Here is a 26,478-nt window from a genome sequence, read left to right as displayed (position 1 = left end):
ATACTCAGGACAACGGCTTGGGGGGCTTCCTCTGGCTTCGGCGCGCCTTCTTCGCAGCAATGCGGGCGAGATCGTCGTCAGTAACCGTGAACAAATCCTCTATCGTGACATTCCACTCTCGGGTCATCTTGTCGAGCGTGGTCAGCTTCACGTCCCGCATTCCGCGGGTCACTTGCGACATATAGGCTTCCGACACGCCGAGTTGCTCGCCGAGCTCCTTGTTCGTCAATCCGCGCTCGGATTTCAAACGGTCCAGACCAATGGCAAGTCTTTCCTGAAAGGAAAGAGATGTCAGGCGCGAGACGTCTTGCCGGTCATTGGAGGCATCGCCCTTCAGCCGTGGCATCGACAGCCATCCTCCACCGTGGATCGCATTGGGCGACGGCCGTATAGTATGTCGCAGCCATGGAACGTGGCGTTGCGGCGACCGATGGGGAATGCTCTCGAGGTTTCGCTGCTCATCCAATTCCTGTCGTCGTTGCGAAACGATAGGCTTATGCCTAAACGCTATTTTGACTGTCTCTCAGTACCTGTGCACACGGTCCTCACGGGTCTTACACTGCTGCGCTCGGCCCGTGCAAGAGGACCGGCGGTAGCATGGCATTCCTTCCTCTGCCAAACGTGGATTTCGAGTGACGGCTTCGCGCTGTGCAGGCTTACGCGCAGCCGGTCTGCAAGTCCTCTAGCGATGGTCGACGAACAACAAATAGAGAGATGATCTCGTCAGTCCCGTCTTTTCACGACGGCCGCCCCCTGTTCGCATCGAGTTCTGCGTTCGCTGCCTGGAGCAACGCATCTTGAACAAGAACCCTCATCTCCGGCGGACAGCCTCCAGCGATGGACCACACAAGCTCGTCAACCAGCTCAGAGATCGTCGGTGTCAGGCGCCTTGGAAATAGCCTCTCCATTTCGCCGGGGTTTGCCCCCAGCCTTTCGAACTCGACCGTCAGCGCGCGTGTCTCCATTGCGCGCTCCTTGATCATCAACCAAAGGCCACCGTCGTTTCTGGCAGCGTCGACAATTCGATCGAGGCTTTCCTCTTTCGAAAGACCTCCACGCCTGAAGTATTTGATTTCCGCCACGGTATCTCCCCTTTTTGGCAACTATTGTGGACCCTGCACGAGGGCTTGGACAACAGAACGGTACTGACAAGCCAACCCTATCAGCTAGTCGACGCCACCATCGGTCTCGACCTGCATCCTCTCCTCACCCAGCGGATCTCGCGCAACGTCAGCGAACTCCTGCAGAATGGCTTTTGAACTCTCGCTCGCCAGGCGTTCGCAGAGACGTCCAATCAAAAGCTCGACATCGGCGTTCAGCGTCGCTGGCTCGAATGAGGCGCCATCAGCCCGTTGGAAAATCACGTCATTCAAGGCGTTGATATCCGCTCCGAATACCTCCCGGACCTCTTGACGTTGAAGAATGGCCGGGCCGATAGAGCGCTCGCCGCCTTGGTCCCGAGAATCCGGAATGCGACCTGGTGGATTTCGCGCTTTTCCTGGAGATCCTGAATAGACGCTACGGGCCAGCTTCTCCCGATCGATATCAATCTCGACATCGCTACCCTCCTCGGCAAGGAGAGGAGCACGGTTGCCTCCGGCGTCTTTCTCCTGCCGGCCGGCCGGCCCGTTCCTTCGGCTATCAGGTTCCCGCACGCCGTTCCCCTTGGGCAGGTCTTCCGGACTGACACCGGCCTCACGTTTCTCGTCGAGATCCAGGCGATGACGAAGTTCGTCGAGCGATGATATATAGACGTAGCGTACCCCGTCCTTGACGATGAAGCGCATATTCTGTGGTTGCGGCGGTCGCTGCACGGCGCCTAAGTCGATCTCGCTTTGAGTCCCGGGCGGCGGGCTTCTCGTTTTCGAAGGGATGGCCGCCTCAGGGTCCGCCACGATTGGCTTGACTGCGTCGCTATCAGCGATCGTCCATTCGACCGGCTCCATGCATGGCCGTGTCGCCGGCTTGAACTTTCGCGCCTTCGAAAACATGCGCTCGCCACCGGAGTCCAGTTTCATGATACGCATTAGCGGCATGCCGGTGACCTGGAGGATCGCCTCCTCGGGTTTCATCATCATCAGCGTATTAACCGGCAAAAGATCGACCGAAACCGGCACCTTTGCAATCGATCGATCGCGGCGACCATGGCGATGGGTATAGGATGACTGCTCGACCCACTCCGTCGTCCTGCCGGCTGCCATCGACACCGCCGTCGCGTCCTCCTGGTTCTGGAAGTTCATGAACAGCTTGATCGTCGATGCACCCATGAGGATCTTTTGGCCAGAGCGCTGGTAAAGCCGTTCGAGTTGGGCGCCATCCTGCAGGATGAACACGAAGCGAACGCCGTTCTTGCGGATCAGCGGAGCGAGTGTCAGGACAGTGTCGATGCGGCCACCATTGCCGAACTCGTCGAGCATCATCAGTACTTCGTGCTCGCCGTTGCGCAACCGTCCCATCTGCACGAGCTTGTCGGCCATTTGCTGGATAAACATCGAGATCAGCCGTTCGTAGATCTGAATGGCATTCCAGTCGGCCTGAACGTAAATCACCACTTTCCGTTTTCTGATGGCGTCTATCGGGATTGACGTAATCGATGTCAGTGCCTCGACCAGCGGGTTCTGCAGAAAATTGAGCTTGGCGACGATCTCCGCTGCAATGCCCTCCCCGAGCTTTTCGTGGCGCCCGGCGAATTTGGTCAGTTGCATACGGGTCTGGTCGGACAGGACGGCCTCGTAGTTTTCCAGAAGCTGAATGATCACCTTGCGCTCATCCGACATCGAGTTGAGGATACGGTAGAGCTCGCTGAGCGACTTGCGGGTATCAGGGCATTCGAGCACGAAACCCAGCATTGCCGTCAGCAGGATCCTGGCGCTTTCCTCCCAGAAATCGGAGGAATCGGATCGCAGACGTTCCGGGAGCAGCATCTGCGTGAGTTTCTGCAGATCTGTGATCCTCTGGTTGGGATCGGCACTGATCAGATCCAGCGGATTGTAGCCGTCGGTGAAATTGGACCCCGGTGCAAGCAGGAAAATCTCGTAGCCCCTGTCCTTAAGGTAGCCTGAGGTTTCCTCGAAAAGCTCACCGCTCATATCGAGAACGACCTGCGAGCCCTTAAAACTCATCATGGTCGGGATGACGAAGCCGCGCGATTTGCCCTGTCCCGGCGAGCCGATGACCATCACATGCTGGTCGCCGTCATTGCGCAGAAGCAGCCCCTGTTTCAAGCCGAGCACGATGCCATACTTGTCACGCAACTGAAAGTCGGCGGCATCTTTCAAGGTTGCCAGCCGCGCTTTGCCCATGATCATCCGTTGGCGTTTCTGGATCGCGGCGCCGATTGGAACCCCGACTAGCGCGCCTGCTGCCCCCAGGCCCGCCAGTGCGCCGATCACTGTCTGTCGCGAGGGCTTCCGATATGCGCCTGCCGCGTCGGTCGCACCGAAGGGTGCCTGATACATCGCTGCAAGGTGATTGCTATAGTAGTCGGCAATATCGACATGTCCGCCGGCCCTTGTCGCCACGAGGTAAAAAACGATCCCGTAGACGGCGACACCGCCATAGGCGGCGGCGAAAATGAGTGCCGAGTGTGCAATCAGGGTGAACATCGACCTGATGTGAAGGAGATAGAGGATCTTCCGCGATAGCGCCCTACCCCCTTTCAGCATCCAAAGGCACAGCAGAAAAAACAGGAACGGCGTGGCGAGGGCGAGGGCGAGCAGCGACAGCCCGACCGTGTTGCGGACCCGGACGATGGACCATGTATAAACAAGACTATCGAGGAGACGAGCCTGAGCGATGTAGTCGTAATAGGAGGTCGATCCGAATGACGTAACATAGGCGTCGTAGATCAGCGTGAAGAACAACAGCCACACCGCGAAAGCCCCGAGTACGGCGACCGGAAAAGTGAAGGTCGAAGCTCTCTGAAGCTCCGTCCACTTCGGGCGATCAGCCTGCGTGTCCGTGTCGACGCTTTCCATCTTCATCCACCTCGTCGGCAAAGTAAATCTCGCTGACACCGCGGCCACCGGCGGCATCGCTCTTCTTCAACTGGACCACGATCGGAATGATCGAGCGGATGTAGCGGATGATGTCGTCGCGCTCCATGCGGACGTTGCTGTTGAGCACCAGCGTCGACAGTCGGTTAAAGGCGTGATGCGGCGAGTTGGCGTGGATCGTCGACATCGAGCCCGGATGGCCGGTATTGATCGCGTTGATAAAGTCGAAGGCCTCGTCACCGCGCAGCTCGCCCATAAAAATGCGATCCGGCCGCAGGCGCAACGCCGACGCAAGGAGATCGGTCATCGTCACCCGGGCCTCACCCTGTCCTCCTTTGGAAACCAGCAGCGAAACGACGTTTTCCTGGCAAGGCTCCAGTTCTGCAGTATCCTGCATCAAGACGAACCGCTCGTTGTTCGGAATGGCGGTGAGCATGGTGTTGAGAAACGTTGTCTTGCCGGTCGACGTGCCACCAGAGATCAACATGCTGCGGTGATGGACAGCCGCAAGCTCCAAGAATCCGCGTGCCCTTCCGGCCCGCAGCAAACGTGACAACTCGATATCGACATCGTCGATATAGTCGTCGCCGGTGACCTTGGTGAATCGGAACGCACCGGCCTTTTCATAGTCGTCGAGATCGAACCGGCGTATGAATTGCTTGCGGATCGAAAAAGCGTGTCCTGTCGCCGAGGTCGGATTGAGGATGAACTGCACGCGCTCACCATCGACCAGGGTAGCGGACAGCAACGGGTTCTCGGCATTGACGGTCTGCTTGGTGAACGACGCCGCGCGGGACGCCATGTGACGAATCGCCTCCTGGTCGAGCCCATCGACCGCCTGCCTCACCATGCTGAGCTGACCGATGCGTTCCAGCCAGATCTCATTGCTGCGCTGACAGGAGATCTCGACCACACCGGGATCGTCGAGAAACGTCTTGATGGGCTCGAGCGCCTCGGACAGGAAGTGTTGTTCGGCGGAGATCGATAAACGAGCATTCATTTGCCGAGCTTCTTTCTGCGCAAGCGCTCAAACGCTTCGCGGACCGGGTCTGGATAGAGATCGGAGAAATCCAGATCTCGTGTGACGAACACGGTGATATCGGAGCCTTGGGCGATATGGATCGTCGGCTTGATGTTTTTAGTGTCCTGGAACGCCTCCGTCGCAAGCTGCTGAATGCCTGACGCGATGGTCTCTGCAGCGATCTCGCGTGCGCGATCCTGCGAGGTGGTTCCGTTGTCCTGGGGAATGCTGGTCACGGTTCCGTCCGTATTGACGATCGTGATACTGCGATCCTGTTTCTGACCGAGCTGAGCGATGTATTGAGTCACGCCGCCGATGATCGTCATCAGCGCCGGCGGCCCGAACCGCTCCCAATATTTCCGGTCGACGACGCCGGTCATGCCGGAGCGGCCGAGACGGTCGGTGCCGTAGGAGCCAAGTTGGACCGAAACACCATCGCCACGTATCATCCGGGTCCAGACGATGAAGAGGCGCTCCTGCCCGCGTTCGACACCGGACTTGTAGTCGCCGATCAACGAGGAGCCTGCGGGAATGAGGATGCGGCGGCCGTCGAAGGAATAGACATCCTCCCGGACGATCGCCTTCACCATGCCGGCGAGATCGGAATTCACAGCCGTTTCGAGCGTACCGCGGATCATCGTGCCCTGCGGGATCCAGGCATCGATGTGCCGGTTCTCAGTGGCCGTCGAGACCTCCACTCCCTGGCCACCCATCGCCTTCAGGAAGGCGCGGTCGCCATCTGTAGCGCCGCCGGCATCGGGGTTTCCACCGGAGGGCGCCCCAGACGAGCCGTTCGCGCCGACCAGGCCGGCTCCCGAAGCATCGGAGGAAGCCGATGCGGATCCGTTCCTCTGCTCGGATTGATCGAAGACGACAGCGGACGAGCGGACACGCTCGAGAAGCTTCGCCTTTCGGGCGAGCTCGATACATCTTGGATTGTCGGGATTGTTTCCCCTGGAGCAATCGACATCGACCGGCGGCGCGATCTGGACCGGGGCCGGCACGACTGGTTCCGGCAGCGGGGGTTGCGGGGGCGGAGGAGCCTCTGGTACCTGGACGGTCGGCAAGGGCGGCGGCGCCGGCGGATTGAAGCCCTCGTTCCTCGGCGCCTGAACCGGGCGGAATTCTTCCCGAGGCGTCGTGTCGACGGTCGGTTCCCGCTCACCGCCGGAAAACAGGAAGTAGAGAACAACGCCGATACCGGCGATCGCGACCACCACAGCCATCGGACGCATCAACCCGATCCCGGATCGCCGGACCTGGCCGCCAATTGCGGTATCGGTGTCGATCGAGTGATAGTTCGGATCCGACATCGTGCCTCCTATCGTGACTTGGGTTCGGACCGGAGCCCACCGGAGCCGAGCCGCTTTGGCGCCACGGCACCTTCGATCGGGGCCGGCACATCGGCAGGGGCTGTGCGAAGATTGAACAGGCAGATCTCGTTCTCAGTGCCGTAGCGCAGCGTCCATTGCCGCGAGACCGTGTCGATGACGATGTAATCCGCCTCCCGTCGATAATTGACGAGGCTTTCTCGACGTTTGGCGTCGACGATGAAGATGGCGGGCACATCGCCTGTGAACTTCATGAAGGTCTTCAGCCCGTCGTCGAAGACCCAGAGCGGCTTGGCTGCATCACTGCCCTTGAAGCCGTAGTCGTAATTGACCTTGTCGCGGCGAATATTCTTGATGTTCGGATTTCGCTCGGCGTCCTGGGCCTGCTTCCAGAGCTCTGCCGTTCCCTTCAGGCCGGTATCTTCCGGGTAAATGAATCGCAGGTTGTATGTTTGGTTCTGGATAGACTTGCTGTCGTTCACTTCGAGGTCGAAGGAATAGGTGCGTTTGGTCGTCACCACCGAGAGGTTGGTCGGGGCGTCCTTTTCCATCGGTTTCAGGGTCAGCGAACGGCGATCGGCCGATGTCAGGATCTGCCAGGACACTGTATCCCCTGCGACGACCTGCGTGATCTGTTCGTCCGCGCCGAACAGGATTGTCGTGACCATCCCGTAGGTGCCGGTCAGAACAAACACCTGCTCTGCCGAATACGGCAGTGTCCGCACCCGGGGGTCGAGCCTGCCGGGGCGGGCGAGAAGTTCAGCCTGGGCAGCCGAGCTCGCCAAGAACAGCGACAGGGCGGTTATCCACATCCTGCGCTTCATTGAACGAGCCCCGAAGGCATGGTCTCGGGGACCTTCACATATTCGGTGACCACGAAGCCGAGCGGATTGTAAAGCCGGACCCGATTGCTGGCGGGAAGGGTGATCTGTTTATAGCGAACCGTTGCGGACCACCGGTTGACGACCTCGCCGCCACGCTGGCGCTCTCTCGTTTCAAACCGGACCGACATCGTCGTCTGATTGAGTGGATTGACCGACAGGATTTCCGGTCTGATCTCACCGGTCGTTCCGAGCGTCTTCACCGGACCTCTGGGATTGGAGGGATTCATCCAGTCCGAATAATCCTTGAACGCCGGCGAACCCGGCTCCGACCACAGCGCAATCATGTCGAAGTTCTCGGACAGATAGCGTGGGTCGTAGGTTTCGCGGCGGATGACATAATTGCCGACGAACGAGGCGCGAACTGCCTGGATCTCGGAGACGTTCGTGCGGTCCTTGTCGAGTGTGGTGACGGTTTCCATGTAACCGGTGTTTTTATCGACGATCAGCGGCACGACCTCTGTGCGCACGAGCGGAAACAGTTGCGCCACCGAAAAAGAAAGCACGCCGGCGACGATCCAGCCGGCCACTGCGAAGACCAGCAGGATGAGACCGATCAAAGTGCGAAGGGAGCGGTTCTTCTCGCCCCAGGAAAGATGCTGGTCGTAGATATCCTGGGGACCGGGGACACGGTCGGCTGGCGCCGCTTTCAATTGCCGTCTGAACAATGCCAAGTCTCGAACCTCGAAGTCGCTATTTTTGAGAAATTTGAAGCCGTTCTTGCTCTCTTGGTCATTCGCTGCTGCGCCGACGATTGGTCAGCATCCGACCGAGGGCGCCGGCGCCGGCGATGCCGCCGCGACCAGCAAGAGCTGCTGCCGTAACGGCCCCTCTCGGTCCAGCCAGCATGCCGAGCCCGACTGCAGCTGCTTGGCCGGCGCGTGAATTGCTGGAGGCCAACTGTCTGCGGGTAGCACTGTATGCGGTATCAACCCCGCCGCCGCCCGGAACACCAGAGAATGCGGTGCCGTAGGAAAACGTGCGCGCAAAGTCGGGGACCTGGAAGATGAAATAAGAGATCAGAGCCAGATAAAGCACCATGGCAAGCACGATCGCTAGCGCGTTTTCCTTGGTGGCCATGTCGCCGTTGATCGTGTCCATCATGCCGATCAGGAACCCGAACGACAGCCCGGCCATGATGTAAGTGAAGAGCAGCATAAACATGCCATAGGCGACACCCCTCACCCATGCGTCGAAGACAAACCGCGTGATTCCGAAGAAATAGGAAAGGATGGCAATCGGGCCGATCGCCAGCATGACAGCGGTGATCATCTTGGCAAACAGCGTGACGCCGGTGAGGATCAGCAACATCGGCAACAGGCCGAACACAAGAACGATGAAAACGACGACGGCGCCGGTGACGTTCGGCAGCCATCCGGATTCATAGGAATTGAAGAGCTGCATGGCAAAGTCGTAGACCTTGCGCGCCATGCTGGCGACTTGGCTCGCGATATCCGAACCCGCCGACTGACCACCCATTGCCGAGGAAATGGCTGAGCCAAGATCCTGCGGTGCCGACAACACGAACTGGCCGATATTGTCGTAGAAATTCGCCCATGACATGATCAGGGCATAGGCGAGTGTAAGCTTGAAGGCGGTAAGGGCCATATCCTGCAGGGAAACGCTGGATAGTCCGAGCGCGCCCCAGAGGAAGTAGAGGATCAGGAAGATCGCCAGTATGCCGGAGACCAGATTGCTGTTCTCGGCAAACAAACCCCATGCTCTTTCGAGAGACGCCTCGTTGATCTTGTCGAAATATCGAAGCGCATCACCATAGAAATTTATCGCGTAACTGACGGGATCCATGTCTCATCCTGGAATTGATTGACAGGGCGCATTGGGCCGCAATCGTTTTTGGTTGCCGCCTCGACCGCCACCTCCGCAGCTGTCGGCTTCAGCTCTGTCCCGTAGCTGGGTGCCGGCACAGGGTTTTCGTCGGCCGAGCATTTCGCCATCTGCTCGTATTTCCCGGCGCAACCGGTAAGCGCGACAAAGCCGATCGCCAGCAAGTGGGTGACCCTCAATGGTTCTGCTCCTCGAAAGCCTTCAACTGATCACGAACCGAGCTGCCCTGTGGCGCGGTTCCGCCGTCACGCATCACGCTGTCGGGAAGCGGAGCGAAGGTCTTGAGGTTCTGCGATGAGGTGGCGAGCGCTGCCTTGTATTGTTGGTTCAGCAGCATGACCTGGTTGTTCAACGAGCCGACGGCTTCGTTGGCGGTCTGGTTCCCCTGAAGCACCATCTGGGTGTTTTGCTCCAGAGCCCCTTTCAGGTCTTTTGCCGTTCCGATCTGTTGCGTGGCCTGCATGAACGAGTTCTGCCGGTCTTTCGTCGCGCTGTTCATCGCGTCGGTGAGCGCGGTGAGCGTGGTGAGTGCATTGATTCCCTGCGAATAGACTTGGTTGGCGCCTGACAGCCCGCCGCCCTTGGCGCTATCGACCACCATCTTTACCAGGTTGAGGCCGTTGATCAGCTTGGCCGCGGTGTTCTGGAACTGGCCGCCGATCCCTCCGAACACAGCTTGGTTGCTCGATAGGATAGTGCTGAAATCCGGCGCCTGTCCCATGCTGAAGCCATTGCCGGTCGCAAGCTTGGCAAACTGGCTGGCATCCTGCGTCCGGTCGCCTGTGATCGCTGCCAGAGTTTTCGTGGTGTTGTCCTTGACGACGGATGTGTCCTGCTGGATCTCCGACGATAGTCGTTTGATCTCCTCGCTGAGCGAGATGTTTTCCGAATCCTTGACAGGGACCTGTGCCTGCGCCTGAGCAACAACCAACAAGCTCAAAGTCGCCGCTAAGAGTGATATCTTCATGTAACTTTCCTCTCCTGTCCGTTCACTTCGCGGTGGGTCTGGCATCGACGACTGTTACGAGGCCCAAGGCGGGATCTTGCATCACCGAGAAAGTCGCGACGTTGCCATCGGCGCGGGCCTGTTCCTGCAGGTCGAAGAGCCAGCGCTGGATCTGCTCGGTACTCGCGCTCGACGGCACCGCAAAGCAGCGCGTGCCGCCGGTATCAATGATATTGGTCGGGCATTGGATCTGCGCCATCGCAAGCGAGCCGTCGTAATCTTTGGCATTGCCGCCGCCAGTCCCGCGCAGGCTCGCTGATGACGACTGAAGGCCAGCCTTTAGGCGCTGAAGATATTGCTGGTTCGCTTCGGTCGATTTTCCGAGCAACTCGTTCCAGACCGAACCGCGCTCGACCTGCGCCTGCGTATTCCGGTCAACGGCTTTCTTGATTTGCTCGCCGCATCCGTTCCCGTAGCTGACGGTTTCCGGCTCGCCGGCACCTTGCGTCGGGGTGCGGTCACCATTCTGAGCCTTGTTGCGCGCATAATAGGCAGAGACCTTTTTGACGTAGTCCTGGGTTTCCGGAATGTTTGGGATCTGGCCATTCTGCAGCGACTGCCGATACGGGCCGGCATTGTAGCCGGCGGCAATCAGGTCGTAGCGGTCGCCAAACATCCCCTGGAGTTGCTTGATATATTTGACGCCGCCACGGATGTTATCACGCGTATCGTAGGGGTTGACGCCGAGCTGAGCGGCTGTCCCCGGCATCAGCTGCATGACGCCGGTGGCTCCGACCGCAGAGCGGGCGGATTGGCGAAAGCGGGATTCCTGCTCGGCGATCGCCAGTGCGAAATTCGGATCGACGCCCTGCCGGATTGCCTCATCCTCGACCATGCTGGCAACTTCCTGCTGGCTCGGCGTGCGCTGAGATGGCGCCGCCGGCGCGGTGCCGCCCGCCATGCCGTCCGCCGAGCAATCAGCGGGCGCGCCGGAACCCTGACCGGGTGCCACGCTGTCGGTCGTGCCGCCCGAGGCGCCTTTCAGCTTCCGGGAATCGGCCTGATAGCCCTGGTACCAGTTCAATGTCGCCTGCTGGATCTTCTGGCGCGCATTGTCGATGACCGGCACCTGCGCATGGCTCGTACTGCCAGCAAGAACCGCAGCGAGGGCCAAACCGCCGACTGCAACTCTCTCAAGACGCTTTGCGCTGCTCATCGACCGCTACCCCGTTCCAGTCGCAGAATTTCGACAGCCAGTTCTTCGGATCCTCTCCATGCTCGTCGAGCAGCATCTCGACCTCACGGACCGTCTCCTCTCGGCCTGACAGCACCTTGATGAACTCGGGCATGTGGGACATGTCCACGCGGGCAATCACGCTGTTCTTCGCCTGTTTGATCAGCATGAAGCGCGAATTCGGATCCCCGTTCTTGACCCATTCGAACTCGGCCCGGGATAGGCCGAAGTGCTCCATGTAAGAGCTTTCGTCAGCCTTCGGATTGGCGAAGAAGATGTTCGTCGACGTCTGCTCGATGATCGTGCGGCTGACGCTCGAGCGCACCACATCGTCGGCTGACTGCGTGCCGAAGATCACCAGACCGTTCCTTTTCCGGATGGTCTTGAAGTAATCCTTTAGCGTGCGCTTGAACTCATCGTCATCGAGCAGCTTCCAGGCCTCATCCATCAGATTGATGATCGGCGCCTTGCCGTCGTAGATTTCGTCGAGTCGATGGAACATGTAGAGAAGTGCTGCGGTGCGCACCGTAGGATCGTCGAGGATCGAAGTCATGTCGAAGCCGATCATCGGCCTCGAGATATCGAGAATATCCTCGGCATTGTCGAAGAGCCAGGCATAGGGCCCCTTGTCGACCCATTTGTCGAGCCGGGCGATCAGGCTGCCCTCCGTTCTCTCGCTGCCGGCAAGCAGTGCCCGCAACGACGAGAGACGGCGGTACGACCTGCCCTTCGTCTTGAGGACAGATTTGATCGCGCTGCGGATGATTGATTCTTCTTGCGGCGTCAGGCTCTCGCCTTCCTTCGACGGCTTAAGCATGAAGCTCAAAAGCCCGTACAGGAAAACCCGGTTTCCCTCTGTGTCATCGAGTAGCAATGGGTTCCAACCGGAGGGTTTGCCGGGCTCCAGCGTCATGTAAGTTCCGCCCGCCGCCCGCACCATGATGTCGAGGCCGCGATCCTTGTCGAAGACGATTGTCTTCAGGCGCGGGCTGACACGATAGGCCTGCAGAATGAGGAAGCCCATGATGACAGTCTTGCCGGATCCCGTCGGTCCGAACACTGTCGTGTGCCCGACATCCCCCTGGTGGAAGTTGAAGAAGAAGGGCGTGCCGGAGGTCGTCTCAAAGATGGTGATCGCCGGGCCCCAGTGGTTGCCGTCCGGCTTGCCATAGGGATAGGCATGGAAGCTGCTTAAGCCCGCGCAGTTGAGTGTCGAGATCAAAGCCCGGCGCGCGATATAGGCCTGATTCCCGGGAAGCTGCGCCCAGTAGGCCGGTTCTGCATTCAGATCCTCTCGGACATATGACGCTCCGAGCGCACCAAGTTCGTTTCCGATCAGTGCCACCGCGTCGTCGAGCTGCGTTGTCGATTTGGTAATCGGCATGATTGTCAGATGATGCTCGGTGAAGGCGACGCGTTTGCGTGCGAGCTCGTCGCGAGCGATGTCGAGATTGGCCTGCACGCTGGATCCACCTTCGTCGGCCTTCGACATCTGGCGGTCTAGTCGTTCTATCCGACTGCGCGCAGCCATATCATCGACGAAGGACATTGATTGGGTCAACACCAGCTCGAACGGCAGCTTGAGGACATAGTCGAGCATGCCTGCGCCGGTCTCGGGCGGATACTCCTTCAGGGAGACCATCGCCGCATAGCGGTCGTCATCGGGCGTGTCGCCCTGCAGATGGATGATGCGGTTGCCGATCGATGTCCTGCGCGCTGGCAGCAACTCGTCGGCCGGGATCGTCCCAAGCCTGATCGGCCGGACGCGTCCGCCATTCAGAAGTGTGTAGAAGAATTCGCACTGTTCGGAGAACCAGACTTTTTGCGCGGTCTCATCGATCACCATGTCTTCCGACACATCACGGAATATCGTCCTGCTATTCCCGAGGTCCGCGTGCACGCGCTGCACGTCGCGAAGGACCCTCGGACCGTAGATGCCAAGCGATTTCTCCAGTGCCCGCGTCGCCTCGACCAGCTTGTCGCGCATCGCACGGAATTGTTCCTTGCGCACGATGGTGCCGCCGGCGCCCATGATGCGGGAAAGAGCTGACCCTTTCTTGAACATCGGCCGCACAACCAGCGAGACATAGGTGTCGTTCACGAACATCTCGTTCTTGGAGATGCTCTTCTGATAGACATGGTCGAGACACTGCATGAAAGGATCGGCGAAAGCCGAGGGTAACGAGGGCGCCACCTTGCGCCGAACGACATGCGTATAGAGCGCAAAGCTGCCGATCGAAGAGATCGCGCGGAAGGCGGCGTTGCGCTGTCGCTGCAGCATGTTGATTGTCTCGATGTCGGCCGTCTCGAAGGAAAAGCCGGTCAGCTTTACGGTCGAGACGAGGCAGTCGTTCTTCAGGCGGATGATGCCGTTCTCGATCGGCACATAGAAAGGGACATGCGTCGCGACACGGCGATCCGCAAAGATCTCCCAGCCCCTCGACAGACTTCCTTTCAGCGATCTCGCCATCGTGTTCATCGCTTACACCCCGTAGGTTCTGACGCCACCGCCGAGCTTCCGGCCAAGAGGATTGACGCCGCACATGCTCAGCCGACCGACGATCTCAAAGAACCAGAGGTCGAGTTTTACGGTAAGCACGTAGAGGATGCCGTGCAGAATGGCGAAACATGCGGGGAACCATAGGATCGATCCCAAGATCAAGAACACCATCAGCGAGATGAAGCATTCCGCCAGGAAATATGTGTAGGGTATTCCCATTACTGTTGGCGGCCGCGTCAGCGCGAGAATAACCGGATGGGATTCGATGTAGTCGTCACGCCCGTCGGAATCATTACCCGCCATGCTCACGTCCCCCCGCCGGCGAGGAAGTCAACGAGTTCGGCTGCGGCAAACATACCGGCAAGGCATCCGCCGACACGCAGGAGCGCCCCCCACGACCAGTATCCGAAGGCCGCTGCGAGGAACATGCCAATGAAGGCGATCGCGCCGACCGAGCGGCCGAACGGGCCCGTGAAGAATTGCACCAGCCGATCAGCCGCCTGCTGGAGACGATCGAGGTTCTGTGCCGCCGCCGGCTCGTACTGGGCGGCGAGCAGAATCAGGCTTGCCGCAAGCACAATGGCGGCGTTGCCGAGCCATTTTCGGCGAGCCATGGAGGACCAGGCAACGCTGCTATAGAGAGCGGCCGTGTGGGCTGCGAACGCGATGGGATTCATTTAGACACCTCTTCCTTGACGATTTTGACTGGTCCGCCAACATCTCTACGCCCTTCCTCACGCTGAGGACGGGCGTCCGGCGGGATCGGCTGTGCAGCAGAGAAAACAAGCATTGGGGATCTAACTCGCTCGGCAGGCCCGGCGCGCGGCGAGATGGGTACGGGCGCTGAGGGCGGGATAGCTTGCGGATGCCTTTGCCTGACCACTGTGCCGGTATAGTATCCGACGACACGTGTGACAAAGTCGGCGGTCTCGCGGTTCAGCGGCAGGGAGTGGCGAAGGTCGACGTTGGGTTCACCGGCATTATAGGCCGCGGCGATCAGCACCGGATTTCGGTACTTATCGATAAGGAACCGGAGAAACCTCGTGCCTGCCTGGATGTTTTGTTCGGCATCGGTCAAATCCTTGGCACCGAAGGCTTTGCCTACGCGTGGCATCACCTGCATTAGTCCGATGGCGCCGGCAGAACTCACCAAGCCTGGATCGAAGCCGCCATTCTCGGCCCGCATGACCGAAAGCACCCAGTTCGGATCAACTCCATCCGTCGCGGCAATCGCCAGCGCGAGCCTCGCAAAGTCCGTGGGGATGCCGGATAAAAGATCGGGGCGAGCCTGTGCTGTTGACCCGCTGGCATCGACATTCAAGCTGGTGTCCAGGTCCGTGACCGGAGATGCTGGCGGGCTCTCAAGAGAATGAGCACCAATGGGCGACTGCACGGTGCGTTCGCACCGTGCAGTCGCGCTATCAGGCGCCTTTCCAGGTAAGCTCGAGGGATTATTATCCGACTCTCCGTCCACCTCAAACAGAAGAGCCCTATCCCACTTCCGATCTTCGTCGCGCGGCCCTTCAAAGCGCTGGTTGAAGTTCGTCGCTTCAAGTGCCGGGACGGCAGCCTGCTTGATCGCGACAGATCCAGACGCTGGGATTGCCACCGACAGCACCGCAGGCTTTCTTACAGTCGCGCCTACGCCACTAGACTTATTGACCTGTGTAGATAGTCCCGGAGCGATATGATGGTTGCTGTCAGAAGGGCCCGATGCAAAGCCGGTGAGCAGGGCAGCCGAAGCGCCGGCAACCCACAGTCTTCTTGGCGACCAAGATATCTGCGGTCTGTTCACAGGTGAAAGCGGAATACGATCCATGGCGAAACCAACGAAACTTATACTGCGGTATAAGTCTTTGAACCGCATTCCGCCACGGAAATCAACTGCAAATTTCACTGGAGTATAATTATCTGGAAGGAGCTACCCGGGAAGGAGCGCTTCCTGAGGCATGTCAATTGGGGCGACCAGTTATCCGGCGTCTAGGGATACTGAGGTTGTCAGAGCCCCCAAATGCGAGCAAAGCGGACAGCTGTCCCGTCCTTTACCAGCACCGAGCTTGCATGAGTGTCCGAGCGGCCAGCAGAGATCCGGCACACGAAATTGGGCAATTCCGTCTGTATCGTCGACATATATTGCTTATCGGAGGTGAGATGTACATGTTGATCGTACGCATGACAGTGTCGTGGTATGATCGTTTTCAACCTGAAAGCGGATGATACGATGGCCCAGACGCATTCGGATCACGTCCGGCCTCTTGTGACTGCCGCGGGAGGGGCCAATATTGTATCTGAAAGCCCCAGCCACGGGCGCTCGCCAAACTCCTCAACCTACGGGTGTACGCTCTCGGCATCCGCATGATGCGCAAAGCCTGGCGCAAGTTCTAACGATTAAGCCTGAGGCAGAGGCCTGAATGAGGCAACCGCATCAAATATCACAAATGGCAAATAGCGTTGGCGACAGAATGAAGGAGCCCGCAACAGCGGTTCAATTCGATTAGCAACGTCGAACCGGCGGGATCCTTCTTTGATAGTCATCCTAGACACCTGCCCATGAGTGCGCTTTTCTGCAGTTGAGTTCCGAGGCAAAAAGGAAAAGATATGGCGGACGTCATTATGGCAACGGGTTCGGCGTGCGCAGTCGGTGTGAATTCTCCAAAGAATGGAATTGGCGGCGACGGGAGGCAGAGTGATGACCCGCATGGCTTTAGGGACGCTCTCGACCGATCGGCAAGTGATCAGGATGGCAAAAACCTGACGACGCCGACAACGGGCGATGCAAAGGCCATCGCTGCAGGAAGCGCATCAGGCGATCAAAATCAGGCGAATGCAGCGTCGTTGGCAGTGCCGTCAGTTGCAGTGCAATGGCCCGGCAATGACAGCGTGAATGCTTCCGCGCAATTTCTCGCCGCGGCAGCCAACGCCGTCAACGACCAGACATCCAGAGCCTCGGTGAAACCGGGCGATCTTGAGGCAACTTCGCCACTTGGACTTGCCCAGCAATTGGCCGATGTCGTTGCCGGCGCGGCGACAGGCGAGCCAGCCACACCCGTCAAAGGTGACATTCCGGGCGTCAAGGGCAGCAAAAGCGGCGCTGCCTCCGACGATAACAAGGACGCCGATCCCAATGCATCAGACGCCAGTGTCGCCAGCGGCGCGGTGGCTGACGTGCTGTCGCTGCTCGGAGCCAGTTTGTCGGCCGCCGTCATCCCCGCACAGACCTCAGCCAGCGTTCTGGCCGCAGCCGGGCAGCTCCACACCGGCAATGGCAAGATCGATCCCGGCGCGGCCTCTGTTGCAAATGCGCTTCCGGCCGACGCCGCGGACGACAGCGGCGACGCCGTTGCCGTAGGCATGACCATGCTGGCGCCGTCAATGGGCAGCGCTGGTCAGGGCAATGCCGTTGCCGGCACATCTACCGACGGTGACGCCCCCGTAACGTTCAACGTCGATCGGGCGAGTGGCAAGGTACAGTCGCTGGATCTCTCAGCGAGCCGGAATGCGGACGATACGCCTCAGCTCGATATCAAATCGGCAAGCGGCGACACTGGGGCCACCGTCACTGTCCTCGACTCCCGACGCTTCGTCGGCCTCGCCGATGGCTCCAATTCGGCACTGGTCGCCAATTCGCTGACGGGCAACAAGGACTGGGCAGCGGCCATGCAGCCCAATGCGGCGCTGACCGGAGCATCGGCGACAACCAGTGCCAGCAAAGTCATGAACACTCTGAAAATTCAGATGAATCCGGATAACCTCGGGATCGTCACCGCGACCATGCGGCTTTCGGGCGAGCAGCTTTCCGTCGATCTCAAGGTCCATTCCGCCGAGGCCTACAGGCAGCTCAGCAACGACCAGAGCGCGATGATCGATTCACTGCGCCAGCAGGGCTACAGCGTCGATCGCATGACCGTGACCTACACAGCGCCGGACACATCGAGCAACAACCAGCAGAGCCCCCAGGGTCAGCAGCAGCAACAACCCGGCACAAGCCAGGGGCAGGGCAGCGATGGCCAGGCTCGCAGACAGAATTCAGGACGACAGGCCGGTGATCAAGATGGTATATCGCGCGCAGGCAACGTGGGTACGGACGATAGCGTTGCTGGCGGTGCTCAGCGGGCTCGTGCCGGGGGCGTCTATCTCTGACACTTTGACCACGCCTTGACCACATGTTGCCTGGCAGTCGAGTGGTCGGCTCATCTACACTTCGCAGGTAGCGAGCGTTACACAAGTTTGACCGCACATCAAGCCTGCGATCTTCAGCCGATGTCGTGTCGCCCGTCGCAACAAGATCGGAACGGTCGCGAATGACCATCGAGAGTGGAGCGCCGGTGATTGTTGCAGAGTTGCCGGCACTCCAGCCACTGGCGCAACTGCCCTCCAACAAAAGCCGCAAAATTTTCATGGCAGCATCTCCTTTCGATCCTAATGAAAATCGAGAAGGGCAACCGCCGCAAGCTATTTAAGCGGCTCTGAGTCCGGGCGACAAGCGTGGCCCTGGCAATTGGGCGCATAGAATGCGCCCAATTTTGGGACTACATCTTTGGCAGAAGTACCTTGTCGATGACGTGGATGACACCATTCGACTGCTTCACGTCAGCGATGGTGACAGTAGCGGCGGTCCCGTTTTCATCCGTCAGGGTGAGCTTGCCCATGTCTTCCTTTGCCGTGAGCACGCAGCCTCCGACGGTTTTGATGTTGTGGCTGCCGCCGTCGTCCTTGATCATCTTTTCGACGGTCGCCGCCATGGCGTCGGCAGCAACCACGTGGCAGGTCAGGATCTTGACCAGCTTGTCCTTATTCTCAGGCTTCAGGAGCGTGTCGACCGTACCTGCCGGCAGAGCCGCAAAGGCTTCGTTGGTTGGTGCGAAGACGGTGAAAGGCCCTCTACCTTCCAGGGTTTCGACGAGGCCCGCCGCTTTGACGGCTGCAACCAGTGTCGTATGGTCCTTTGAGTTGACAGCGTTTTCGACGATGTTTTTGTCAGCATACATTGCCGCGCCACCAACCATTGGGTTTTCGGCATGTGCCAGCATGGTGCCTGCTGCAAGCGTAGCCGCGACTGCGACTATGCGTAGTGTGGACTTGATCATGGAATTCTTCCCGGTTTTTCTGGCCCCTCGAATAAAGGCCTCTCCCTAACGCCGATGGCGCGTATCCGTCATGGATACAGCGATAGCTACGGCCCTTCGCTAACAATGGTTTCAAAGCAAATATGAAATTTTGACGACACACGAACGCAGCACTGAGAGCGAATTTTTTGTTGCTCGACAAGTCCACCCTCGTTACGGCACACGTGTGAAGGTCGCGCGATGGAGATTGCCTTAAGCCGGCGTCGCCGAATGGGAAGAGATAGGGATCAAGCACGACGTCTCCAAGTCAACGAGTCCGATCACCTAACGAAAACCGCACTGTTGCTCTCATCTTGGCATCTTTACCGTTGATCCCTGTTTCGCAGGTGTGCTTTTGCGATACCGCGGCTGCGCGGCAACCTGGCCCGCCCTGCATTTCTGTCGGCTATGAAGGCGTTTCTGCAAATGTTGCGATTATCGCTCTCGGAATGGTCATCGCATTCCTGGTGTGCTGCGGCTGACGTGTCAAAAGTGAGAGCGTCGGGGATGGGACGTGCGGACCCTGATGTTTCCGCTTCTGAAGTAAGCGTATAATGACGGCACAGAACGTCCTCGATGAAGCCACGAAACGATCGTCGTAAGGGCAAATGCCCGGCATATCTGTCAAGATAGACTGAGATAATAACCAAGGTATTTCTTAACAAACTCGGAGAATTTCGGCCGGGATATGCATGAACGGCATAAGAATCATTGCTCATTCCAAGGTTATTCAATAAATCGATAACGGTTGACCGTCGATCTGAAAAGGAAAAAGATCATTTGACCGCGAGTTCGAAACAACCAGATCCGGTCGATATTGAGGTCGGGAGGCGCATTAAGCTGCAGCGCAGGATCAAGGGAATGAGCCAGACTGTCTTGGCTGATGGTTTGTTCGTCACGTTCCAGCAAGTGCAGAAATATGAGAAGGGGTCCAACCGCGTCAGTGCCAGTCGTATGAGCAACATCGCTCGGACCTCGAAGTCCCCGTCTCTTATTTTTTTGAAGGAAATGAGCCGCAGCCTGATCACGACGATGGCGATGCGATATCCCCGCTAAGGGACTTGACGCAATTCGTTGCCACCATTGAAGGCAGCAATCTCAACCGTGCGTTCTCAAGCATCCGATCGTCAGAAATCAGAAAGCGCATCATAGGACTTGTCGCAGCGCTGGCAAAGGACCACGCTGAAGATTGATTGCTAAAGCACCCACCGAGTGTGTCGTCGATAATCATCGCCATTCGTCCGATACGGCAGGTTACTCCACAGCCTGTCGCCGACATTGGCGGCGTGACGGGGCTTTGTCTTACCAATGAATAAACTTTCGCGGAGAATACCGTAATTCGACATGTGAGGCCACTTACCTGCGGACAGTCCACGCTGACGGTACGAAAGAATGGTTTTATTGGGACCACAAAGGTTCTCGCATCCATTTAAGGATGACGATCTCGCCGACTTCGGTGAAACTCTGCCGCGCATTGGGCAAAGTTTAAAGGTTGGCAGCAGCGAGCGTAACAGGCCAAGGTCGCCCATCGACGCGCGAGGTGCAGGATTTACAGGATTTACAGGATTTACAGGGTAAAATTATCGGGCGGAAGCCTTCGCAGTACAACCCAATAAATTGTCTTCAAGAGTTAGAAATCTGCCAGCAATCGGCATGCTGGAACACTCAATATCATATCAAAACGTGTCATTTGATCTGAAAAAACTGGCAATACTATTCGGAAATATTCCGCCGAAAGGCAAACCAATATATAAGATGAATGCGCTTCCATCTTTATTGCATAATCCTTCGGGATAGTTAAATAAATTTCTCAGGTGCACAGATTTTATGTAGACGGTGCAATTTCATTTATATAGCTTCGAGAAAGTTTTTTCATTCGTCGCAATCGTAGCATCTGTATTTGGATAAAATATGGTATATATATATGATAGCTTCAAGACTTTCTATCCAGCCAAGGTAATACGCGCACGATCTATAGATGATGTCATTCGCGCTGTATCTTATGCGACATCTTCTGGTTTGAAAATTCGGCCTATGGGCCTTGGATACTCTTGGTCTGAACACTCTTTCACAAAAGGAATTTCTCTGCAATTGGATGGATTGCGAAGGCTCTGTGTCATCGATAGGGCTGCAAAGACCATAACGGTCGACGCCGGCGTGCGCATGGGCGATATTACACGCGCGCTCGGTCGGCGAAACCTGTGTCTACCATCACTCGCTTTTCTTCCAGAAATGACCGCGGGCGGTGCGGTGGCGACGGCGACGCACGGCACAAACCACCGGAGCGGTACAATGTCCGATTTCGTTGTGTCGATGGACGTCGTGCTTGCCTCCGGTGAGCTCAAGACTTTCGATAGAAAATTGGTGTCTGAGGCCGAGATGTGTGCGGCCAGGGTCTCAGTCGGCATGCTTGGGGTCATCACCAAAGTCGTTTTTCAAGCAATTGATATGCCGTGGGTCCGCTACACCAAACTTGAGATCGACCTCGACGAATTTATGGCGACCCGCACTGCCGTGTTGTCGCGATACTCGCACGTCTGGGTCCACTGGTCGCTCGGCACAAACAAGATAAAGGTCGATTGCCTGGAAGAGCGGCAAGATAGGCATGAGGGCTTCAATCCCTATGTCAGCCACCGAAATGCAGTTTGGGAGCCAAGACGGCAGTCGATGCTGAGATCGATAATCCGCCCGGCTGTGCATTTGGCTCAAGACATAATACGCTCAAACGTGCCGGCGACAAAAGCACGATCAAAAAGTGACGTTCGGATCAGTATGCAATATTCGGTCGACACGAAGGACTGGGAGCGTGTTGTGGATCGTATCGCAGCAAGTCAATTTGCTAGCAGAAACTTCGGCAAAATTATGGAAATGAAATTCGTCAAGGGCAATAACCTGTCCTACCTTGGCCCAAATGCGGGCCAGGATGCTGTCTGTTTCAATATTTATTGGATGATTAAACGAAGCGAACAAGATGAGATCCTGCGCCCTTTCGAGGATCTCATGCGCTCATTTTCAGCCCGACCACACTGGGGAAAAGATCACAAGATTCCGGACGAAGCCTATATGAGATCGGCGTTTCCTCAGTGGGAAGCATTCGATTGCGTCAGGCGCTCGCTGGACAAAAATGACCTCTTCACAACCATCCGTTAACGCGGCGCGCGTCACCTTGCCTTCTACCGGGTGCCACATGGTTGTGACGGTCAGACTGTGTGATTTGATCGGCCAATTGTCTTTCAAGACAATATCGGTGGGGCCAGTTGTCAATTCCCATCGCAACCAACAAGGGCTAAGGGTGGCTATTATCGAGCGCTTAACGGAGCACAGATGACATCCTCACCAGATTGGGAAGGAAAAAGATTTTGTCATGTGTCGTTGGAAATATTCGATCAGCACATTCAATCAGGGTAAGATCCGGACCGATTTTTTTGACTGGACGAGCGTCGTTCTTTGACCGCCGTTCTGATGTAGGTGAGATAAAAGATACAGTGTGTGCACACATACCCAAACTGCAGAAGCGCGCCGTAGATGAGGCACCAGACCAACAGTTGTCCGGCGGAAACATAAGACGACTGAAAAACGACTGCATAGACGCAAACGCCGGCAATCACGACAAGCGTGAAATGGAGTATTGGAACTCTGATGGCGCACACCATGCCCACCAAAATCCAGACTAAGAAACTCCAATGCATCAACAGTTAGCTCCGAGACCCGCCAACAATAGCAGTGCAATCTTGTCTATAGCAGTCGCCCGATTTATGCAAATCTCTGCCCGCGCGCAGCGATAAAAATGGATGAACTTAGAAGACCGGTTCTAAAAGCCGTCGCGTTTTTGGTCTGACGGGCCCGGCCTGCGAGAATTTGTCTGCGGCGCACCGAGATTTGTCTCGGGCAATTTTTCAACCCGGATGAGGTCGCCGGGTTCGACCGCGTCATTGTCGCCCACCGCGAGGGTCCTGGTATGACCGCTCACCAGTCGATCAATCGTCGTTTCAAATGACTGCAACCCGTCTTCCACGGCTGAGTTGGCGACCATAGGCGCTTGTAGCGCAATATTGTCTAAAAGCGCGCGCGTTGTCTGCACTTTCTCAGCATTGGCTCCAATCTTCGCCCTGACGTCCGCTGCTTCGGTCAACGCATCCACTCGGTAGCGATTGCGTAAATCGGTTATGTCCCGATCAACCTTCGCAACGTCTTGCTGGGCTTTCAAATTGGCCAGCGAAACATCAAGACTTCGACTTTCGAGGTCTGCCAGATTCTGGCTGGCGCCCAAGGATCGCGCCGACACGCTCAGTCCGGCAGATACCAGCTTATTGACGGTTCCAAGATCTTTACTGGCCAAGTCAATCTGCTTTGCCAGGGACGTGGCTTTCGACTGCAGCGCCTCGATCTGGTTCGAAGCAAGAACTCTTGCTTCATTGAGTGCGACGATCTCAGCGCTGATCGACCGCTGGCGGGTATCGAAGAGGTCTGCCTCTTCTTTCATGATGCGATCGACAATTGCCTGACCCGAATGGGTCGTTAGTTCTGGAGGAAAGACAACGGAAGGCTGATTGTTGATGATGGCATCGACCCGCGCTTGGCGGGCAAGGAGCCCAAAACGCTCGATATTCAAAGCACGAAGATCACCCCGCATTGTGAGCACATCACGTTGCAGACCCATCACGTTCACATCGACAGGACCTGTCATCCCCCCTGCCATGGAGAGCGCCTGAACCACCGTCAGGCCAGGACTATAAGCGTATTTTCCAGGCTTGGTCACCAGACCTGCGATGAAAAACGGCCGATATTCCGACACTTCAACCGAGGCGTTTGGTCGCTTTTGCATACCGACTTGGTTCTTCAAGCGCTCGCCAATCGAATCTGAGATCTGATCGACGGTAAGCCCACTCGCCGGTACCACTCCGACAATCGGCAGCGACAGGGTTCCTGCGGCAGAGATAACAAACTCGCCGTTCAACGGGACCCATTCAAATGCGGTGCCGGTTACCGGCCGCCATTCGAACACCCGGATCTTCAATTTATCTTGAGGACCGAGGATGTAATCTTCCGCGAGGGCAGAATACCCACTTAGGATCGCCAGGCCGAAAATCGATCCAAGCAGCAGGCGCCAGGTTGGGGTTATACGCAGCCGTCGCAATGGCTGGCACAACAACAAGACGTTAGACGTGGCTCTCTCCCAAACTGCTGAACGCATGGTTACACCCCAATTGAACTTTGATGTTTGGCAATCTTCGCAATCAGCATCTTTATGCCGTCCTCATCGCACGAGCGGGACTGATCGCCTCATCGACAAAAGCGCCAAACCTCTCCACGAAGGCATTGGTGGTGAAGTCTCCGGCACGCCTGACAGCAGCGGCGGGATTGAAATCAATCTTTTCGAGCCTCTCGATAGCGTCTATAAGCGCCTCCGTGGTCTGGACATCGAAAAAGACCCCGCTTTCATCCGCGATAACCGTTTCTGTCGCCCCTCCTCTCCCGTAGGCGATAACAGGACGACCGCTGGCCATGGCCTCCACAGGAACAATCCCAAAATCTTCCTCCCCTGGAAAGATGAGCGCGCGGCAATGGGCATAGTGGTGCCTCAATACGTCAAACGGTTGCGGCCCCAAGATCGTCACAGTCGGTCCAGCAAGTTTTCTTATTCGCTCGAGCATCTCTCCGCCGCCAATCACGACAAGCTTGGCTTTCAGGAGGTTGCAGGCAATCACGGCCAAATCCGGCCTCTTGTAACTGACCAGTTCTCCGACCATCAGATAATAATCGCCGACATCATGCATGGCGGCCGCCTTGAATGCATTGGTATCAACAGGAGGATGGATTACCTGGGCGTCGCGCCGGTAGTAAGTTTTGATACGCTGAGCAACGGTTGCGGAATTAGCAGAGAAGTGATCGACCCTGTTAGATGTCGCAACATCCCAGTTGCGCAAGTAGTGAGCAAGCGGAGGCATTAGCATTCGCGTGACCAATCCAGAGCTCTCATAATATTTATTATACATATTCCAGATGTATCTCATGGGGGAATGACAGTAACAGACGTGAACCGCGCCCGGCATAGGCAGAACTCCTTTTGCTGGCCCCGATTCACTGCTTATCACAAGGTCATACTCACTTAGATCAAGTTGCTCTAAGGCCATTGGCATCAATGGAAGGTATTTTTTATATAGCTTAGTAGAATATGGCAGTCGATTTATAAATGTAGTGATAATTTTATGACTCTTTATTACTTCTGATATGACCGTTGGGTCATATGCATGTGTGTAGATATCAGCAGATGGATACATCTTGCAGAGTGTTTCGAGGACCTTTTCGCCACCACGCATTCCAACAAGCCAGTAATGTATTATAGCTACACGCAAACGCAACCCCATTGATTATGTTATTGAATTGTGCTTCGCGAATATGAAGCAAAAGGACCATAAACCATACTTCATCCAAGAACATATTCAGTTTGCTTCACCTAAATATATCGGACGACTCCGAATTTTGATTAACTGCATACCTACGTTTAAATGTCGCGAGGAAATGATGCTGTTTAATTATGTTATTGTCAAACCCTTTACTACTTGTTAACCTATCTTCAGAGTGTAAAGCCGAGCCTCCGTAGGTGGTTAGCGTTGTCTCATTGAGGAGTATCGAATGAAAAGCGTCGATCTGATCACTGGCTTTGACGCATCGGAGGAGCCTACTGCGAATATTGCATCTATCCCGCCGCCGGTAACTGTAGATCACCGAAAAGCAGAGGATAGATTTGGAAGTTTCTTCAAATACCTGATAGATGCCTTTTTAGCCTTAATCGCTCTAGTGGCGTTGCTGCCATTGATCACAATGGTGTCCCTGATTTTACTGGCGACCCAGGGGGCGCCTATCCTGATAGCCCATCGCCGCATCGGAAAGCGCGGCGTGCCGTTTCACTGCTTCAAGTTCCGCACTATGGTGAAAAACAGCGATGAGGTCCTGGAGAAACACCTGAAGGATAATCCGGAGATACAAGCAGAATGGAATGCGAGTCGAAAGCTCAAGAAAGACCCTAGGGTAACGGCGTTTGGGCGCAGTTTGCGTCGCAGCAGCATCGACGAGCTTCCACAGCTATTGAATGTGCTTCGTGGGGATATGAGTTTGGTGGGTCCTCGCCCTATCACACAAAGCGAGACTTTATTCTACGGACCTCACATTGCTGACTACATAGCCGTTCGACCGGGATTGACGGGTCTCTGGCAGGTGAGCGGCAGAAGCGAGACAAGCTATTCCGAGCGTGTCGAAATTGACGTTCGCTACGTGGCAGAGCGAAGTTTAGTTGGCGATTTCGTCATTATGGCAAAAACTATTCCGGCCGTTCTCAGTACGCGTGGCAGCTATTGAGCATGGGAGATGACAACCATTTCCCGCCTCTTCGCTCTCAAGAACAAGTGCTGTCAAAGACCAACGCTGTCGTGCCATGCGGTCGGTACGACGACCAATAAATAAACGTTACGGCCGGCGCGTGGTCGCAGCCTAAAGACTACCGATAGAGGTGAACCGATGTCGACCTCTGACAGGCATGTCTCACCAGACATGGACGCGTCGACGTGAGGCTCACCGAACCCCTGAAATATCGTGTTTAATAGAGTACAGTTGATGGCG

23 protein-coding genes are annotated in these 26,478 nt (G+C 56.7%); 5 read left to right on the top strand and 18 right to left on the bottom strand.

Going from position 1 to position 26,478, the window contains the following annotated elements:
• Positions 1 to 4: 4 nt before the first annotated feature.
• The 15 genes from J5278_RS25600 to J5278_RS25530 all read right to left on the bottom strand — a co-directional run bounded on the left by J5278_RS25600 (position 5) and on the right by J5278_RS25530 (position 15,650).
• Entirely contained in the window at positions 5 to 346 is a 342-nt protein-coding gene (locus J5278_RS25600; RefSeq protein WP_219258814.1) for a helix-turn-helix domain-containing protein, read from the bottom strand.
• 391 nt (positions 347 to 737) lie between these two features.
• Positions 738 to 1,082, bottom strand: a complete 345-nt coding sequence (locus J5278_RS25595; RefSeq protein WP_219258812.1) for a hypothetical protein — start codon at positions 1,080 to 1,082, stop codon at positions 738 to 740.
• 84 nt (positions 1,083 to 1,166) lie between these two features.
• Entirely contained in the window at positions 1,167 to 3,977 is a 2,811-nt protein-coding gene (locus J5278_RS25590; protein WP_219258810.1) for a type IV secretory system conjugative DNA transfer family protein, read from the bottom strand.
• A complete protein-coding gene (gene virB11 / locus J5278_RS25585) occupies positions 3,946 to 4,995 on the bottom strand; it encodes a P-type DNA transfer ATPase VirB11 (protein WP_142831929.1) in 1,050 nt (349 codons plus the stop codon). The genes J5278_RS25590 and virB11 overlap by 32 nt, the downstream gene beginning before the upstream one ends.
• Positions 4,992 to 6,329 (bottom strand): type IV secretion system protein VirB10, encoded by a 1,338-nt coding sequence (gene virB10, locus J5278_RS25580; RefSeq protein WP_219258808.1) that lies wholly within the window; start codon positions 6,327 to 6,329, stop codon positions 4,992 to 4,994. Before virB10 ends, virB11 begins: the two co-directional genes overlap by 4 nt.
• Positions 6,330 to 6,337: 8 nt before the next feature.
• Positions 6,338 to 7,171: a TrbG/VirB9 family P-type conjugative transfer protein gene (locus J5278_RS25575; protein ID WP_257623446.1), complete on the bottom strand. Its 834-nt coding sequence runs from the start codon at positions 7,169 to 7,171 to the stop codon at positions 6,338 to 6,340.
• Complete coding sequence (locus tag J5278_RS25570; protein ID WP_219258806.1) at positions 7,168 to 7,902, bottom strand: virB8 family protein; 735 nt, start codon at positions 7,900 to 7,902, stop codon at positions 7,168 to 7,170. The genes J5278_RS25575 and J5278_RS25570 overlap by 4 nt, the downstream gene beginning before the upstream one ends.
• Positions 7,903 to 7,960: 58 nt before the next feature.
• On the bottom strand, positions 7,961 to 9,034 hold the full coding sequence (locus J5278_RS25565) for a type IV secretion system protein (protein ID WP_209188088.1): 1,074 nt from the start codon (positions 9,032 to 9,034) through the stop codon (positions 7,961 to 7,963).
• The gene (locus J5278_RS25560; RefSeq protein ID WP_209188087.1) at positions 9,010 to 9,252 is read right to left on the bottom strand and encodes a hypothetical protein; all 243 of its coding nucleotides are present in this window, start codon (positions 9,250 to 9,252) and stop codon (positions 9,010 to 9,012) included. The genes J5278_RS25565 and J5278_RS25560 overlap by 25 nt, the downstream gene beginning before the upstream one ends.
• On the bottom strand, positions 9,249 to 10,040 hold the full coding sequence (locus J5278_RS25555; RefSeq protein WP_209186960.1) for a conjugal transfer protein: 792 nt from the start codon (positions 10,038 to 10,040) through the stop codon (positions 9,249 to 9,251). The genes J5278_RS25560 and J5278_RS25555 overlap by 4 nt, the downstream gene beginning before the upstream one ends.
• Before the next feature lie 22 nt (positions 10,041 to 10,062).
• On the bottom strand, positions 10,063 to 11,235 hold the full coding sequence (locus J5278_RS25550) for a lytic transglycosylase domain-containing protein (protein WP_209229818.1): 1,173 nt from the start codon (positions 11,233 to 11,235) through the stop codon (positions 10,063 to 10,065).
• A complete protein-coding gene (locus J5278_RS25545; protein ID WP_219258805.1) occupies positions 11,213 to 13,732 on the bottom strand; it encodes a VirB4 family type IV secretion/conjugal transfer ATPase in 2,520 nt (839 codons plus the stop codon). The genes J5278_RS25550 and J5278_RS25545 overlap by 23 nt, the downstream gene beginning before the upstream one ends.
• A 3-nt stretch (positions 13,733 to 13,735) precedes the next feature.
• Complete coding sequence (locus J5278_RS25540) at positions 13,736 to 14,056, bottom strand: VirB3 family type IV secretion system protein (protein ID WP_142831944.1); 321 nt, start codon at positions 14,054 to 14,056, stop codon at positions 13,736 to 13,738.
• 2 nt (positions 14,057 to 14,058) lie between these two features.
• The gene (locus J5278_RS25535) at positions 14,059 to 14,430 is read right to left on the bottom strand and encodes a TrbC/VirB2 family protein (RefSeq protein ID WP_142831946.1); all 372 of its coding nucleotides are present in this window, start codon (positions 14,428 to 14,430) and stop codon (positions 14,059 to 14,061) included.
• Complete coding sequence (locus J5278_RS25530; RefSeq protein WP_209186963.1) at positions 14,427 to 15,650, bottom strand: lytic transglycosylase domain-containing protein; 1,224 nt, start codon at positions 15,648 to 15,650, stop codon at positions 14,427 to 14,429. The genes J5278_RS25535 and J5278_RS25530 overlap by 4 nt, the downstream gene beginning before the upstream one ends.
• A gap of 701 nt (positions 15,651 to 16,351) precedes the next feature.
• Here J5278_RS25530 and J5278_RS25525 point away from each other — a divergent pair.
• Positions 16,352 to 17,893 carry a flagellar hook-length control protein FliK gene (locus J5278_RS25525; RefSeq protein WP_209207428.1) on the top strand — a complete coding sequence of 514 codons (1,542 nt, stop codon included), beginning with the start codon at positions 16,352 to 16,354 and terminating at the stop codon, positions 17,891 to 17,893.
• 161 nt (positions 17,894 to 18,054) lie between these two features.
• Complete coding sequence (locus tag J5278_RS25520; protein ID WP_153816490.1) at positions 18,055 to 18,213, top strand: hypothetical protein; 159 nt, start codon at positions 18,055 to 18,057, stop codon at positions 18,211 to 18,213.
• A gap of 69 nt (positions 18,214 to 18,282) precedes the next feature.
• Here the strand turns inward: J5278_RS25520 and J5278_RS25515 are convergent, their stop codons facing one another.
• On the bottom strand, positions 18,283 to 18,840 hold the full coding sequence (locus J5278_RS25515; protein WP_209186124.1) for a fasciclin domain-containing protein: 558 nt from the start codon (positions 18,838 to 18,840) through the stop codon (positions 18,283 to 18,285).
• Between the two features lie 798 nt (positions 18,841 to 19,638).
• On the opposite strand from J5278_RS25515, the gene J5278_RS25510 reads away from it, so the two are divergent.
• Both J5278_RS25510 and J5278_RS25505 read left to right on the top strand, forming a co-directional pair.
• Positions 19,639 to 19,914: a helix-turn-helix transcriptional regulator gene (locus J5278_RS25510; RefSeq protein WP_307877472.1), complete on the top strand. Its 276-nt coding sequence runs from the start codon at positions 19,639 to 19,641 to the stop codon at positions 19,912 to 19,914.
• Positions 19,915 to 20,769: 855 nt separating this feature from the next.
• Positions 20,770 to 22,008 carry an FAD-binding protein gene (locus J5278_RS25505; protein WP_209186123.1) on the top strand — a complete coding sequence of 413 codons (1,239 nt, stop codon included), beginning with the start codon at positions 20,770 to 20,772 and terminating at the stop codon, positions 22,006 to 22,008.
• A 661-nt stretch (positions 22,009 to 22,669) separates the two neighbouring features.
• On the opposite strand, the gene J5278_RS25500 is transcribed toward J5278_RS25505, so the two are convergent.
• Together J5278_RS25500 and J5278_RS25495 are read right to left on the bottom strand one after the other, a co-directional pair.
• Entirely contained in the window at positions 22,670 to 24,052 is a 1,383-nt protein-coding gene (locus J5278_RS25500) for a polysaccharide biosynthesis/export family protein (protein ID WP_142831109.1), read from the bottom strand.
• A gap of 52 nt (positions 24,053 to 24,104) precedes the next feature.
• On the bottom strand, positions 24,105 to 25,178 hold the full coding sequence (locus J5278_RS25495; protein WP_209186125.1) for a glycosyltransferase: 1,074 nt from the start codon (positions 25,176 to 25,178) through the stop codon (positions 24,105 to 24,107).
• Positions 25,179 to 25,494: 316 nt separating this feature from the next.
• Between J5278_RS25495 and J5278_RS25490 the strand changes: the two genes are divergently transcribed.
• Positions 25,495 to 26,217 carry a sugar transferase gene (locus tag J5278_RS25490; protein WP_142831108.1) on the top strand — a complete coding sequence of 241 codons (723 nt, stop codon included), beginning with the start codon at positions 25,495 to 25,497 and terminating at the stop codon, positions 26,215 to 26,217.
• Positions 26,218 to 26,478: the final 261 nt, after the last annotated feature.

Source organism: Rhizobium sp. B21/90 (assembly GCF_019355815.1).
In the GTDB taxonomy this organism is placed as follows: domain Bacteria; phylum Pseudomonadota; class Alphaproteobacteria; order Rhizobiales; family Rhizobiaceae; genus Rhizobium; species Rhizobium rhododendri.
Note: the sequence above shows the minus strand (reverse complement) of the source record. Positions and strands in the feature narration are given on the sequence as shown.